The organism is Pseudomonas sp. ICMP 3272, from assembly GCF_001466905.1.
Taxonomy (GTDB): Bacteria; Pseudomonadota; Gammaproteobacteria; order Pseudomonadales; family Pseudomonadaceae; genus Aquipseudomonas; species Aquipseudomonas amygdali.
In genome coordinates, this window is record NZ_LKEK01000035.1 from 78,791 (window position 1) to 93,075 (window position 14,285).

At 60.5% G+C, this 14,285-nt stretch carries 11 protein-coding genes; 5 read left to right on the plus strand and 6 right to left on the minus strand.

Features of this window, described 5'->3' with window-relative positions:
* Positions 1-372 precede the first annotated feature (372 nt).
* The 6 genes from AO068_RS04130 to pilG are packed head-to-tail and all read right to left on the minus strand — an operon-like array spanning position 373 to position 10,311.
* Positions 373-843, minus strand: coding sequence for a chemotaxis protein CheW (locus tag AO068_RS04130; protein WP_002551743.1), 471 nt, complete (start codon positions 841-843; stop codon positions 373-375).
* Entirely contained in the window at positions 836-6,796 is a 5,961-nt protein-coding gene (locus AO068_RS04135; protein WP_058407729.1) for an Hpt domain-containing protein, read from the minus strand. Before AO068_RS04135 ends, AO068_RS04130 begins: the two co-directional genes overlap by 8 nt.
* Before the next feature lie 47 nt (positions 6,797-6,843).
* Positions 6,844-8,886, minus strand: coding sequence for a methyl-accepting chemotaxis protein (locus tag AO068_RS04140; protein WP_002551741.1), 2,043 nt, complete (start codon positions 8,884-8,886; stop codon positions 6,844-6,846).
* Between the two features lie 48 nt (positions 8,887-8,934).
* The gene (locus tag AO068_RS04145; RefSeq protein ID WP_002551740.1) at positions 8,935-9,474 is read right to left on the minus strand and encodes a chemotaxis protein CheW; all 540 of its coding nucleotides are present in this window, start codon (positions 9,472-9,474) and stop codon (positions 8,935-8,937) included.
* 14 nt (positions 9,475-9,488) lie between these two features.
* Positions 9,489-9,854 (minus strand): twitching motility response regulator PilH, encoded by a 366-nt coding sequence (pilH, locus tag AO068_RS04150; RefSeq protein WP_003316741.1) that lies wholly within the window; start codon positions 9,852-9,854, stop codon positions 9,489-9,491.
* Positions 9,855-9,900: 46 nt separating this feature from the next.
* Positions 9,901-10,311 carry a twitching motility response regulator PilG gene (gene pilG / locus AO068_RS04155; RefSeq protein ID WP_002551738.1) on the minus strand — a complete coding sequence of 137 codons (411 nt, stop codon included), beginning with the start codon at positions 10,309-10,311 and terminating at the stop codon, positions 9,901-9,903.
* 244 nt (positions 10,312-10,555) lie between these two features.
* Here pilG and gshB point away from each other — a divergent pair, with 244 nt between their 5' ends.
* The 5 genes from gshB to pyrR all read left to right on the plus strand — a co-directional run bounded on the left by gshB (position 10,556) and on the right by pyrR (position 14,273).
* A complete protein-coding gene (gene gshB / locus AO068_RS04160) occupies positions 10,556-11,515 on the plus strand; it encodes a glutathione synthase (RefSeq protein ID WP_058407730.1) in 960 nt (319 codons plus the stop codon).
* A 156-nt stretch (positions 11,516-11,671) separates the two neighbouring features.
* Positions 11,672-12,574 (plus strand): energy transducer TonB, encoded by a 903-nt coding sequence (locus AO068_RS04165; protein ID WP_058399849.1) that lies wholly within the window; start codon positions 11,672-11,674, stop codon positions 12,572-12,574.
* Positions 12,575-12,649: 75 nt separating this feature from the next.
* Positions 12,650-13,222: a YqgE/AlgH family protein gene (locus AO068_RS04170; protein WP_057422023.1), complete on the plus strand. Its 573-nt coding sequence runs from the start codon at positions 12,650-12,652 to the stop codon at positions 13,220-13,222.
* Positions 13,222-13,662 (plus strand): Holliday junction resolvase RuvX, encoded by a 441-nt coding sequence (gene ruvX, locus AO068_RS04175; protein WP_002551734.1) that lies wholly within the window; start codon positions 13,222-13,224, stop codon positions 13,660-13,662. The genes AO068_RS04170 and ruvX overlap by 1 nt, the downstream gene beginning before the upstream one ends.
* Positions 13,663-13,760: 98 nt before the next feature.
* On the plus strand, positions 13,761-14,273 hold the full coding sequence (gene pyrR / locus AO068_RS04180) for a bifunctional pyr operon transcriptional regulator/uracil phosphoribosyltransferase PyrR (protein WP_002551733.1): 513 nt from the start codon (positions 13,761-13,763) through the stop codon (positions 14,271-14,273).
* Positions 14,274-14,285 lie beyond the last annotated feature (12 nt).

A 14,285-nucleotide genomic window follows, 5' to 3' on the forward strand; every position in this document is an offset into this window, starting at 1 on the left:
CCACGCTGGAGCGTGAGGAACGATAATCCTGTAACTATCGTGCGGCGCTCCGCGTCGCATGCCGTTCTGGACGCTCTGCGTCCGATCCTGACTGTGCGGTGCGGCGCAGATTTGTGACGCGGAGCATCACACACGGCATTCCCACGCTGGAGCGTGAGGAACGATAATCCTGTAACTATCGTGCGGCGCTCCGCGTCGCATGCCGTTCTGGACGCTCCGCGTCCTATCCGGAATGTGCGGCGCGGCACAGATCTGTGACGCGGAGCGTCACGCACGGCATTCCCACGCTGGAGCGTGAGGAACGATAATCCTGTAACTATCATGCGACGCTCCGCGTCGCATGCCGTTCTGGACGCTCCGCGTCCTCTTTACCTATGACAGCCCTGCATCCACCAGCCATTGCTCCAGGCCTTCGAGGTCGGGAATGCGGGCTACGGTTTCGCCGATCTGTACGGCGGCCAGCTCCAGTTCGGCCAGCGGAACGTCGACGTAGCTCAACTGGCTGTCGACCTTGCACGAGCGCGGGATGCCCTGGGTCAGCAGGGCGATGAACCTGACATCGTTGCGTCCGCCCAGTGCGTTGAGCACTACAATCCGGGCCCGGCCACCCACGCGGGTGCGGCCTCCGCAGGCGGCTTCGAAACTGAGCAGCGGTAATGTCAGCTCACGCCAGCTGATCGGCCCCAGATACCACTCGGGAGCGCCCGGCTCTGCGCTGCAGTCCTGATAGTCGATCAACTCGGCGACCGCGACGTTGGGCAGCAGCAAATGCCGGTCACTCAACGGCAACAGCAGGCCGGTCAGGCTGGTCAGGCGACTGGTCTGGAACGTACCTTCAGACATGCACCTGACTCCAGTAAGCAATACTCTCCAGCAACACGGTTTCCTGATAAGGCTTGCTCAGGTACTCATTGACGCCCACCGCCATGGCCCGATCGCGGTGCTTCTGGCCCGAGCGGGAAGTGATCATGATGATCGGCAGTTCCTTGAGCTGTTCGTCCTGGCGGATCTGGCTGGCTACTTCAAAGCCGTCCATGCGTGGCATTTCGATATCCAGCAGCATGATGTCAGGCGTGTGCTCCTGCAACAGGGTCATGGCGTCAATCCCGTCCTTGGCGGTCAGCACATGCATGCCGTGGCGCTCAAGCAACCGGCTGGTGACTTTGCGTACCGTCACCGAATCGTCCACCACCATCACCAGCAACGGTCTGGCGTGCTCGGCTTCGTGGTAGACAGGCGCCAACCCTCTGAAAGGCAAGCCCTGCAAGGTACGAATCTGCGCCATCAAGTCGAGAATCAGCACCACACGCCCATCACCCAGAATGGTCGCACCGGAAATGCCCTGCACCCTTGAGAACTGCGCGCCAAGGCTCTTGACCACAATTTCGCGTGAACCTGCCAGCGCATCGACCTGCACCGCCACCCACTGATCCTGCAAATGCACCAGCAACACCGGCAGCGGCTGCAATTGCCCGGCGAGCCTGGGTGGACTGCTGCCCAGCAACTCGCCCAGATAACGCAGCTCGTAACTGCGTCCGCCATATTGATAGCGCGGCGGGCTGGTCTGGTAGTAGCCGTCCAGCTCATTGGCCATGACGCGCACGATGCCATCAACGGTATTGAGCGGCACGGCGTATTGCTCTTCGCCGCAGGTCACCATCAGCGCACGGTTGACCGACACCGAAATAGGCAGGCGAATACGGAAGCGCGTGCCCTTGCCAGGCACCGAGTCGATGACCATCGAGCCGCCCAGTTGTTTGACCTCGGCATGCACCACATCCATGCCGACGCCACGTCCGGAAATCTGGGTGATGATCTCGCTGGTGGAAAACCCCGCCTGCAGAATGAACGGCAAAACCTCATGGTCGGACAGATCGGCATCCGGATGGATCATGCCGCGTTTGATGGCCTTGCGGCGCACGGCTGCCAGGTCGACACCCGAGCCGTCATCGCTCAACTCGATCACCATATCGCCGCCTTCGTACATCAGCTCAAGGCTGATATGGCCCTGCTCCGGCTTACCGGCAGCGATGCGTTTCTCGGTGCTTTCCAAGCCATGATCAACCGCGTTGCGCAGCATGTGTTCCAGCGGCGCGACCATCCTTTCCAACACATTGCGGTCCATTTCACCGTCGGCATTACCGACCTCGAAATGGACCTTCTTGTGCAGCTCCGAGGCAACCTGGCGTACCACGCGACGCAAACGCGGCACCAGGCGCTCGAACGGCACCATGCGCGTACGCATCAGGCCTTCCTGCAACTGGGTGTTGACCCTGGCCTGTTGCGACAGCAGCGTTTCAGCGTCGCGGGCTCGCGCACCTAGGGTTTCCTTGAGGTCCATCAGGTCGGAGGCAGACTCGAAAAGTGCACGCGACAACTGTTGCAACTGCGAGTGACGGTCCATTTCCAGCGGGTCGAATTCCTCATAACCCAGCCGCTCGGCCTGAACCTGTTCACGACTGAGAATGCGGCCCTGGGTTTCCATATCCAGGCGACGCAATTGATCGCGCATCCGCTCGATAGTGGTTTCCACTTCCAGCAGCGCGACCTGTGAATCAAGAATCTGCTGTTCGATCCGCCCACGGAAAATGGACGTTTCACCGGCCAGGTTGACCAGGTCTTCCAGTTGCTCGGCGGGCACCTTGACCATTTCCGGCCCGCTGCGCTCGACCTCGCCGTCAGCAGCAGGCGCGACGGCCACCACCGATTCAGGACCGGTTTCAAAAGCTTGCGCAACCACCGGCTCGCCCACCGGTTCATCGCTGGCCAGTCTGCGGATGCTTTCAATCAGCAGCGAGGCATCAGGCAGCGGCTTTTCGTTACGCACTGCGTCGAGCATATCGGCCAGTACATCGTGACCGCTCTGCAACAGGCTGATCGTCAATGGCGCAGGTTGCAGGTTGCCGGCAGAAAGCCCTTCATAAAGCGTTTCCAGCTCGTGGGCCAGATCGCCTATCGGGGCGATTTCGACCATCCGCGCGCCGCCCTTGAGGGTGTGCAGGTCACGCAACAGGTTTTCGACTTCCAGCAGGTTGTGCGGATCGGCCTGCCAGCGGGCCAGCGCAGCGCCCGAGCTTTCGATGATATCGAAACCCTCCTCAAGGAAGACTTCACGCAGCTCAGTGTCATGTTCGGGAAGATCTTCGCTGGCCGCTGGCGGCGCCTGCACATCAGACCCTGAGCTCTCGAGCGTGCGGCAGCGGCCCAGCGCTTCGATCAAGGCCGAGGGGTCACTGAGCGCTTCCTGCCGATACAACTGCTCCAGCAGAATCGCCAGATGGTCGTGACTCTCATGCAGCAGTTCGGCCAGCGCTGGCGAATGGTTGAAGCGCCGGTCAATCAAGCCTTCGTAGAGGTTTTCCAGTTCGTGGGCAAGGTCGCCCACCTCGGCCACCTCGGCCATCCGCGCGCCGCCCTTGAGGGTGTGCAGGTCGCGCTGCAGTGAGGCCAGCGGCGCGGAGTTTTCCGGATCAGCCAGCCAGCGCTGTAAGGCCTGACCGGCGCTGTCGAGGATATCGACGGCCTCTTCCAGAAATATCTCGACGATCTCGTCGTCCGGGCCGGCAGTTTCAGTGTGCTCGGCCTCACTGGCCAATTGCTCGGTGGCCGCGTTGAGTTCGGTGACGCTCAGGGTCCGGTGGCCGTCGCTCTTGACCAGACCGGTCGCCGAAGGGTCCAGCGCCTGATCCAGCAACTGGTTCAAGGCACGCACGCATTCGGGACGCGGTTCGACATCCTGACCGGCAGCCACCTGATCAAGCATATTGATCAACGCTTCGTGGGCATTCTCTGCCGCATCGAAAAAGCGTTCGCTGACCGCCAGGCTGCTTTCCTCGACCGCGCCGTAAAGGTCGAGCAAGGCTTCGCAGAGTTCATCGACCTGCGGCAGATCGGCCAGATGCGCGCCATGCCCCAGCGTGGTCAGTTCATCGAGCAACGCGCTCAGCTCCTGACGTTCGCCGGGGTGCTGACGCCAGCGCCGCAACAGGTTTTCCGCATCCAGGACGATGTCCATGCCTTCGGCCAGAAAGCCGGCAAGCAGCGTGGGATTGCGCTTGATCCGCAGGCCACTGTCCGACTCGCGCAGCACCACGGTGAGGCGCTCGTTGAGCAGCGCCAGAGCCGCTTCGATCAGCTCCGCAGCACCCGCAATGGCTGCCAGCGGGGTTGTGTCGAGTTGCTTGAGCCCGCTGTGCAACAACGGTTCTGCGCTGCGCAGCAGGGCGAGTTCGGGCGCGCCGATGTCGATAAGGTTGGCTTTGTATTCACGCACCAACTGGTCGAGCGGGCTGGCCAGCTCGGCAATCGGCAACACGCCGGCCATGTGCGCGCTACCTTTGAGCGTGTGCAGTGCACGCAGCACAGCGTCGCTGATCGAAGGCGATGCCGATTGTTCCGCATTGTCGAGGAAACGACCCAGGGTATTCAGATGCCCGAGCGCTTCCTGACGGAAAATTTCCAGCAATTGTGGATCAAGCGCTTCGCCTGGCACTGGGTCAGGGGCTGCAGGCAGTACCGGCAGCTCAAGCCCATTGGCCAGCGCATGGGCACGGGCCGCCAGCAGGTCGACATCGTTACGCTGGCGCTGCGCATCCTCGGCGAAATCGCGAATCACCGACGGCAGCAGCGTCAGCACTTCGCTCATCAATTGCTGAACTTCAAGGCCCGGCAGCACATCGCCTTCCAGCACCCGGTTGAGCAGGTTCTCCACCGACCAGGCCAGTTCACTGAGGATCAGCGCACGCACCATCCGGCCGCTGCCCTTGAGGGTATGAAACGCCCGGCGCACTTCGGTCAGTGCGGTGCTGTCCCAATGCCCCCCGCTGCCCAGCGAGGCAAACCAGCGTGGCAGATACTCGCGCAATGCGTCGAGGACCTCGTCTGCCTCTTCCAGAAAGACTTCGCGCAACTCGTCGTCCACTGCCTCTTCATCTGCCGAAGGCGGCAACAGGCTGGTGGGTACGTTGCGTGCAGGCGGATTGACTGCCGACACCGGGCTGGCAAGGACCTGAGCAATGGTTTGCGCAGGGCTGACCAGCGCCTTGCGATCATCCAGTTCCAGCAACTCATCCTGGGTGATGATTTCTTCCAGCAACGGCACTTCAAGGGTGTCGGCAGCGGGTGTATAGCCCAGCCGCGCCAGGCTTTGCTGAGCCATGTCGAGGACCTGATCACCCGGCGCTTCATGGTCTTCGAGCATGCGCTCCAGGTAATACTCAATGCCAGTAATTGTATCGGCCAGGCAATCGAGCTGAACCCAGCTGGGACGGGTTTCGTCCACCAGCAGGTGTTCCTGAATGTATTCGTTGCAGGCGGCCAGCAGGCTGGCAGCACGGGCCAGCGGGATCATCGCCAGCGCACCCCGTACCTGCACGATCAGCGCGCACAGCGGGTCGAGCCGCTGGCGATCCCACTCGCCGTCGATGTAATCGAGGATCACGTCCTTGGCCTGCTGCAACACCGTGCGGGCTTCGCGAATCACCAGCTGATGAATCTGCGTCAGGTCAGTGGTCGGCAGGCGGCTTTCTTCGCGGCTGGTCTGTTCGTTGCTCCCGGCCATGCCAGCCAGGGTAGATTCGACGTAGAGCAAGGCGCCTGCAACATCCATCAGCGCGCCGTCGCTGGGCTCGCGCTGCCCCTGCGCCAGCCCCAGAACGACAGAAAGCTGATCGATGATCACCTTGCGCGGCTGACCGAAGCCAAGCACCGCCAGGGTATCGGCGATCTGCCGCAACGGCGGCAGCAGCGCGTTGAGCTCACTGACATGCTGGCGGTCACCGCGCACGAACACGTCAAGCCGTTCCTTGACCCGGACCAGCCCTTCGCACAAGGCTACGATTACCGAGCGCATGGCGTCGCGGTCCGGCCCGGCCATACGTGCGCGCTCTTCGTTGACCACATCGTTGCCGGGCAAGGCATCGGCCAGCGCGTACTGGTCTTTGAGATCGAGCATCTTCGGTGCCAGGCTGTCGGACTTGGCGATGTAGAACAGCAGGCTTTTCAGCAGCTCTTCGGGAGCCGGCTGATTGATGCCGGTCACGCCCTGCTCGGCCAGCCGCTTGAGTTCCTTGTCGGCATCTTTCAGCAGGCTGCGCAGGGCCGGGCTGTTGGTGAAGTTGCCGTTGAGCATGGTTTCGACCAGCGCCGAGGCGATTCGCCAGAGCGGCCCGAGCGGCGCGTCCTCACATAACTGCTCCAGCCGGGCAAACACCTTGGCCATGTAACCGAGCTGGGTCTGAACACCCTGCTCGCGCATCAGGCCCGCCAGCGCCGCCTGCAAGGTCTGACGCAGCTTGCGCAGCAGGTTGGGCAATTCCGGGGTATTGCGCCGCGCCAGTTCCTGGTCATCGAGCGCAGGAACGACGACCAGTTGCGGGGCGAACAAGCTGGTTTCCGAGAGCAGACTTTCGCCCCGCGCACTGCGCAGGTCATTGAGCAGCGGCAACACCACCAGCGGCAGGTCGCGGCGCGCGGAGTGGATACGCTCCAGATAAACCGGCAACTGACTCATGGCCTGAATCAGCAGTTGCTCGGACTCCACCGGATGGCTGACACGGTTCTGCTGGACCGCCAGCGCCAGTTGCTCGATTTCCTCGGCCAGCAACGCCGCGCCGTAAAACTCGATCATCTGCAGACTGCCGTGAACCTGATGCACCAGGTTCAGACACTCGGCCATCGCCGCGCTGTTGGCCGGGTCTTCTATGAAGGCATCCAGCTCGTTGCGGGCCTGGCGCAGCGTTTCGGCGATTTCGCCCTTAAGCCATTCAAGGGCCACGTAATCGTGACGATCAGCCATGACGAGTACCGCCTGTTACCCAATCAAGGTTGTTCATTGGTTGTACATCATCCGGCTTTCTTCGATGACGGCAGGGCAAAACCCGATACCGAACGACGCATTTCGCTGGCCATTTTTGCCAGATTGCCGATGCTTTCGGCCGTGGCCGAGGTGCCCGAGGTGGTCTGCGAGGTGGTCTGCTGAATGACGGTCATGATCTGTGAAATCTGTCCGGCCGACTCGGCCTGCTGGTGAGCCGCATCGGTGATGCTTTCGATCAGTTCGGCCAGCACTCGGGAAACCCCTTCGATTTCACCCAGCGCTACCCCGGCGTCCTGCGCCAGTCGTGCGCCGCGTACCACTTCGCTGGTGGTCTGCTCCATGGAGATGACCGCCTCGTTGGTGTCGTTCTGAATGGCCCGCACCAGCGTTTCGATCTGCTTGGTGGCAGACGACGAGCGCTCGGCCAGCCGCTGTACTTCGTCAGCCACCACGGCAAAGCCACGTCCTGCGTCACCGGCCATCGAAGCCTGAATGGCCGCGTTGAGGGCCAGAATATTGGTCTGATCGGCAATGTCGTCGATCAGGCTGACAATATCGCCGATTTCCTGAGAAGACTCACCCAAGCGCTTAATACGCTTGGAAGTGTCCTGAATCTGTTCGCGAATGTTATCCATGCCGTGAATAGTGTTGTGTACGACCTCGTTGCCCTTGTTGGCAATCGCCACGGAGCGCTCTGCCACCGCCGAGGACTCCGATGCATTGGTCGACACCTGATCGATGGACGCTGCCATGTCGTTGATTGCCGTCGAAGCCGCGCTGATCTGCAGCGCCTGATGCTCGGAGGCGGCAGACAACTGCATGGCCGTGGCCTGAGTTTCGGTAACGGCAGCAGCAACCTGTTCGGCCGTCAGGTTGATGGTCACCACCAGCTCGCGCAACTGGTCGATGGAATAATTGATGGAATCGGCAATCGCGCCGGTGAAATCTTCGGTCACCGAGGCCGTCACCGTCAGATCACCGTCAGCGAGGTTCTCGATCTCGTCCAGCAAACGCATGATCGCCGTCTGGTTACGCTCGCTCTTCTGTGCGGTTTCGCGCAACTGGCGGTTGGTCTCGCGGACCATGACCAGACCGATAAGGATGATCGACATCAGCGCCAGCAAGCCCAGTACATAGCCACCGATGGTATTCACAGTACGGCGCTTGGCCATGTTTTCCAGGCTGTTGGTGAGTACCGAGGTTTCATCCAGCAGGGTCTGTGAGGTGTTGAAAATGTTTCCGGACGCCTCACGCACCTGATACAGCTCGGGCGAGGTTTCAAGAATCTCGTCTACCGAGCCGGACACAAACTCGAACAGCTCGGCAATTTCCGCCAAACGTGCACGGGCATCGCGGTCTTCAACCTGGGAGATTCGCAGCGTGGCGTTGCCCTCCAGCATGCCGTTGAGCACACGACCAAACTGGCTGGCGTCGCGGCCAAACGCATCGGCTGCCTGCACCGCTGTTTCGTCACCGGCCAGCACGGTATTGACCGAGCCGAGGATTCGTTCTGCGAGCAGCGCCTGACGCTGCGCAACCACCACCTGCGCAGCCGGCGCACGGCTTTGCAGAAGGCTTTCCACGACTTTTTCGTATTCGGCCTGCAATTGCGGGATGGTTTCGGCCAGTGTCGCAGCCACCTGATGCAGCGACAAAACCGTCTGTTCGCTGGCCAGAATCACATCGGTACTTTTGCGCAGCCCTTCCCAGTCGCGCTGAACGGTGCGCAATTCGTCGCGTATCAGATCAGGAGCCGCAGGCAGCCCGGTGGCCGGATCGCCTTTTCTCAGGTAGCCCCAGCGCACGTCGAAATCGTTGCGCGCATCGGCCAGCAGCTTGAACGCCTGGGTTTTACCGGCGGCCGCTTCGGTGGCGTTTTTCGCGATGCGCTGGGATAACACGCGTAGCTCACCAGCATGCCCGATGTACTGTTTGTCGTAGTTCGATTGAGTGTTGAGATAGGCGAAGTTGGCGAACAGCAACATGATGAAAACGATAAGCGCGACAAACAGCAGAATAATCTGCGTCCGGCTGCGCGCGCCTTCCCTTGATCTGCCTGTATTACTCATTAATCAGGCCCCCGCCTGGATCAATTGTGAAACAAAACAAACCAGAGCCTAAGATGCCAGGTCCATGAAGTCTGCAGACTGCACCAGCGCCCACGGACTGAATATCTGCCACGCCTGCTCGCGAATGAACTGCCCGCGCAAGAACGGCGCGATACCTTGATCGATGTCTTGTGATGTCTGGGGTATGAGGCTCAACTGACTGAAACGTTGCATGCCGAACACCTCATCGACCAGCAGACCGGCGAACACATCGTTGTGTTCGACAACCAGCACCCGGCGCTGTTTGCGCGCGGGGGTCAGTTCGTGGCCGAAAAACCCGCATAAATCCATGAGTGGTAACAATCGGCCGCGCAGATTGGCGATACCCGCCACCCAGAACTTCACGCCCGGCATCACTGCATGATGAGGCTCGTGAAGGATTTCGGCGATTTCGCCGATAGGTGCCACGAAGCGCTGCTCACCCATCCGGAAACCGATGCCGACCCAATCCTGCTGATGAGCTTCCTGCAGCGGCAGGCCCGCCGCCAGCGAACGACAGCGTCGATCCATATCAAGAAGCAGTTCAAAGGCAGTACGTGGCTCGGCCATGGCGATTCCGGCAATCAGCCGGCCAGCACCGCATTCAGGGTTTTCATCAGGGTTTCTTCATCCACCGGTTTGGTCAGGTAATCCCGCGCGCCCTGGCGTTTGCCCCAGACCTTGTCGGTCTCCTGATCTTTGGTGGTGATCATGATCACCGGGATCATGCTGGTGTCGGCATCCTTGGTCAGCTGACGCGTGGCCTGAAAGCCGTTGAGCCCGGGCATAACGATGTCCATCAGCACTGCATCGGGTTTTTCCTGACGGGCCAAGGCCACGCCATCAGCGCCATTTTCGGCCTTGAGCACTTCATGACCGTGCTTTTCCAGCATGCCGGTGAGTTTGTACATTTCAGTCGGCGAGTCATCGACGATCAATATTCGAGCCATGGGTGTTCCCCGTCAGGTTACGAGCGTGCCACATCGGGCGCGGGCGTCATGATATGTGTTGTTCTGCTGCAACGAAGCCCGGCACATGAGCCTTGATCGCGCTGAGCAGTTCTTCCTTGCTGAAAGGCTTTGTCAAAAACTGATCGGAACCGACAATCCGCCCCTTGGCCTTGTCGAACAGACCGTCCTTGGAGGACAGCATGATGACCGGCGTGGACTTGAATGCGCGGTTGTTCTTGATCAGCGCACACGTCTGATAACCGTCCAGACGCGGCATCATGATATCTACGAATATGATTCGTGGGTGGTTATCGGCAATCTTGGCCAGCGCGTCGAAACCGTCTATCGCAGTGATGACTTCACAACCTGCGTTTTTAAGCAGCGTTTCGGCGGTGCGGCGAATGGTCTTCGAGTCATCGATGACCATGACTTTCAAGGCGGAGGCGTGTTGTTCCATAGCTGCTCTTCCATCGCCGCAGCGAATTTTTGCGCATTCTGCGAGGCACTGGGAGCCTGACGGTATCGCTTCATTGATCCACAAGGATCGAAAACCGGATGCCGAGCCTTTTTAGCATACTCTCCAGACTCAATCCATAAAGCGCACCGTGGCGGGCCTGCCCCTTGACCGGGAGCAAACGGAACGCCACCCTGATGCCAATTTTACGGTCGTTACGACCCTTACCGATCAGAGGATATTGCCCATGAGCGTTCGCCTAGGGATTGTCATGGACCCCATTGAGCGCATTTCCTATAAAAAGGACAGCTCGCTGGCCATGCTCCTTGCCGCACAGGAACGCGGCTGGTCGCTGTTCTATATGGAACAGAAAGACCTGTATCAGGACGCTGGCCAGGCCCGCGCGCGCATGAAGCCGCTCAAGGTGTTTGCCGACCCGGCCAAATGGTTCGAGTTCGAAGCAGAAGTGGACGCAGGTCTCGATGACCTGGACGTGATCCTGATGCGCAAGGACCCGCCGTTCGACATGGAATTCGTCTACGCCACCTACCTGCTTGAGCAGGCCGAGCGCGCAGGCGTGCTGGTCGTCAACAAGCCGCAGAGCCTGCGTGACTGCAACGAGAAGCTGTTCGCCACGCTGTTCCCCCAATGCACGCCGCCGACCCTGGTCAGCCGCCGCGCCGACATCATTCGCGAATTTGCCGAAAGACATGGCGACGTCATCCTCAAGCCGCTGGACGGCATGGGCGGCGCGTCGATCTTCCGCCATCGGGCGGGCGATCCGAACCTGTCAGTAATCCTCGAAACCCTGACCGCTCACGGCACGCAGCAAATCATGGCGCAGGGCTACCTGCCCGCCATCAAGGACGGCGACAAGCGCATTCTGATGGTCGATGGCGAACCGGTCCCGTATTGCCTGGCGCGCATCCCTGCCGCCGGTGAAACACGTGGCAACCTGGCCGCAGGCGGGCGTGGCGAAGCCCGTCCGCTAAGCGACAAGGACCGCTGGATCGCCGAACAGATCGGCCCGACCCTGCGCGAAAAAGGCCTGTTGTTCGTCGGCCTCGACGTGATCGGTGAGCACCTGACCGAAATCAACGTCACCAGCCCGACCTGCATCCGCGAAATCGACAATGCCTTCGGCACCAACATCGGCGGCCTGTTGATGGATGCAATCGACAAGAAGCTGCAGGCGCGCAAGGGCTGATCAACGGCTGACGCCGCGGGCCACGGATCAAACCGTGCGCCACGGCGTCCCTTCGTCCGATCCGCAACAGAGCTTCGCCGTACATTGCGTTATCATGCGCCACCTGTAACACGACACGGATTTTGACATGCAGGCTGACGAGATGCTGAACCGCCAATGACATCCATGGCCAGAAACGACCTCCCCCTCGAGCTCGCCAATGTGGGTGTGCGTCCTGCCGATCGCCTGGGCTTTACCATGATGATCGCGGCGCTGATCCACCTCGCGGTGATCCTTGGCGTGGGTTTCACCTATGTAAAGCCGGAGCAGATCTCGCAGACCCTGGAAATCACCCTCGCCACGTTCAAAAGCGAAGAAAAGCCTAAACAGGCGGATTTTCTGGCACAGGACGATCAACAGGGCAGCGGCACTCTGGACAAGGCCGAAACGCTCAAGACCACCGAGCTGGCGCCGTATCAGGACACCAAGGTCAACAAGGTCACCCCGCCTCCGGCCAGCAAGCCGGTGGTCAAGCAGGAAGCGCCCAAGACCGCGGTCGCGACCACTGCGCCCAGCCAGCAGAAAACCGTGGCCAAACGCGATGAGGTCAAGCCCGAGCCAACCACCAAGGCCGCACCGACCTTTGACAGCGCGGAGCTGAGCAACGAAATTGCCAGCCTGGAAGCCGAACTGTCGACCGAGCAGCAGCTTTACGCCAAGCGCCCGAAGATCCACCGCCTCAATGCGGCCTCGACCATGCGCGACAAAGGTGCCTGGTACAAGGACGACTGGCGCAAGAAGGTCGAGCGGGTCGGAAACCTGAACTATCCTGAGGAAGCACGACGCAAGCAGATCTATGGCAATTTGCGACTTCTTGTGTCAATAAATCGGGACGGCTCGCTGTATGAAGTGCTGGTGCTTGAATCATCAGGGCAACCTTTGCTGGATCAGGCTGCACAACGAATCGTGCGTCTGGCAGCACCTTTTGCGCCGTTCACCGGCGATCTGGCAGACATCGACCGGCTGGAGATCATCCGCACCTGGAAATTTGCACGCGGCGACAAGCTGTCAAGCAATTGAATTTTTTGCCAACTGACACCCGACACGTACAAGTGTCAGTTGTCAGGCACGCAAGGCAACGCCAAACTAGGACTCATGAAAAAAGTCTCCCCGAGTTATCTAAAGCACCAGTTCCTGATCGCCATGCCCCACATGCACGACGAGAACTTTGCTCAGACCTTGACCTACGTTGTCGAGCACAACGCCAATGGCGCAATGGGGCTGGTGATCAACCGCCCGCAAAGCCTGACCCTGGCAGATGTACTCGAGCAACTGCGACCGGAGCTTCCTGCGCCCAAACGCTGCCAGGAAATCGCCATACATTCGGGCGGCCCGGTGCAAACCGATCGCGGCTTTGTCCTGCATCCCAGTGGCCAGACGTTTCAGGCCACAGTCAATCTTCCCGGCGGGATTTCGCTGTCGACCTCGCAGGACGTGCTGTTTTCAATCGCCGATGGCTACGGGCCTGATCAAAATGTGATCACCCTCGGCTACGCGGGGTGGGACGCCGGCCAACTGGATGCGGAAATGGCTGACAACGCCTGGCTGACCTGCTCGTTTGACCCGGCCATCCTGTTCGATGTCGACAGTGAGCTGCGCCTCGATGCAGCAGCCAGACGCCTGGGCATCAATCTCAACCTCATATCGACCCAGGCAGGGCACGCTTGATGGCCGCTTTACGGCTGCTGCTGGGGATTGATTACGGCACCAAACAGATCGGCGTTGCGGTCGGTCAGGCCATTACCGGTCAGGCACGTGAACTCTGTACGCTCAAGGCGCAGAATGGCGTGCCGGACTGGGACAAGGTTCAGGCGCTGATCAACGAGTGGAAACCTGATGCGATCGTGGTGGGTCTGCCGTTGAACATGGACGGTACGCCCAGCGACATGAGCGCGCGCGCGGAAAAGTTTTCGCGCAAGCTCAACGGACGCTTTGGTGTAACCGTCTACACCCATGATGAACGCCTGACGACCTTCGAAGCCAAAGGCGAGCGCATGGCTCGCGGCGGCCAGAAAGGCAGCTATCGCGACAACCCGGTGGATGCCATTGCCGCTGCGCTGCTTCTGCAAGGCTGGCTGGACGAGCACCCCGAGCTGTTGAATGTGTGACTTTTTCTGCCTTTATCGCTTCGAGATACCCGGATTCCACGTTATCGCTTGAGCATCGCGCCACGGACCGACGCTGCCCGAGCCTCTAAGGAGCAACCATGAGCCTGCCCGATCCCGCCGAACTGATTCGTCAGATGGCCACTGACCTGAACGCTCACCTGAGCAAGCGCGGCATCAGCGACCCTCGTTTCATTGGTATCCGCACTGGCGGTGTATGGGTTGCCCAGGCGCTGCTCAAGGCACTGAACAACCCCGCTCCGCTCGGCACCCTGGACGTTTCGTTCTATCGCGATGACTTCAGCCAGAACGGCCTGCACCCTCAAGTGCGACCTTCGGACCTGCCGTTCGAAATAGAAGGGCAGCATCTGGTGCTGATCGATGACGTGCTGATGAGTGGTCGTACTGTCCGCGCCGCCCTCAATGAGCTGTTCGACTACGGCCGCCCGGCCAGCGTCACGCTGGTCTGCCTGCTGGACCTGGACGCCGGTGAACTGCCGATCCGCCCGAATGTGGTTGGCGCGACTCTGTCGCTGGCACCCGATGAACGCATCAAGCTGTCCGGCCCCGAGCCGCTGGCGCTCGAGCTTCAAGACCTCTCCACCGCCCTTTAAGAGTCCATTGCG

Excerpts from the sequence above, each read along its gene's own strand:
- AO068_RS04130 (WP_002551743.1), bottom strand. The coding sequence starts at position 843 with ATGTCTGAAGGTACGTTCCAGACCAGTCGCCTGACCAGCCTGACCGGC.
- AO068_RS04135 (WP_058407729.1), bottom strand. The coding sequence starts at position 6,796 with ATGGCTGATCGTCACGATTACGTGGCCCTTGAATGGCTTAAGGGCGAA.
- AO068_RS04140 (WP_002551741.1), bottom strand. The coding sequence starts at position 8,886 with ATGAGTAATACAGGCAGATCAAGGGAAGGCGCGCGCAGCCGGACGCAG.
- AO068_RS04145 (WP_002551740.1), bottom strand. The coding sequence starts at position 9,474 with ATGGCCGAGCCACGTACTGCCTTTGAACTGCTTCTTGATATGGATCGA.
- pilH (WP_003316741.1), bottom strand. The coding sequence starts at position 9,854 with ATGGCTCGAATATTGATCGTCGATGACTCGCCGACTGAAATGTACAAA.
- pilG (WP_002551738.1), bottom strand. The coding sequence starts at position 10,311 with ATGGAACAACACGCCTCCGCCTTGAAAGTCATGGTCATCGATGACTCG.
- gshB (WP_058407730.1), top strand. The coding sequence starts at position 10,556 with ATGAGCGTTCGCCTAGGGATTGTCATGGACCCCATTGAGCGCATTTCC.
- AO068_RS04165 (WP_058399849.1), top strand. The coding sequence starts at position 11,672 with ATGACATCCATGGCCAGAAACGACCTCCCCCTCGAGCTCGCCAATGTG.
- AO068_RS04170 (WP_057422023.1), top strand. The coding sequence starts at position 12,650 with ATGAAAAAAGTCTCCCCGAGTTATCTAAAGCACCAGTTCCTGATCGCC.
- ruvX (WP_002551734.1), top strand. The coding sequence starts at position 13,222 with ATGGCCGCTTTACGGCTGCTGCTGGGGATTGATTACGGCACCAAACAG.
- pyrR (WP_002551733.1), top strand. The coding sequence starts at position 13,761 with ATGAGCCTGCCCGATCCCGCCGAACTGATTCGTCAGATGGCCACTGAC.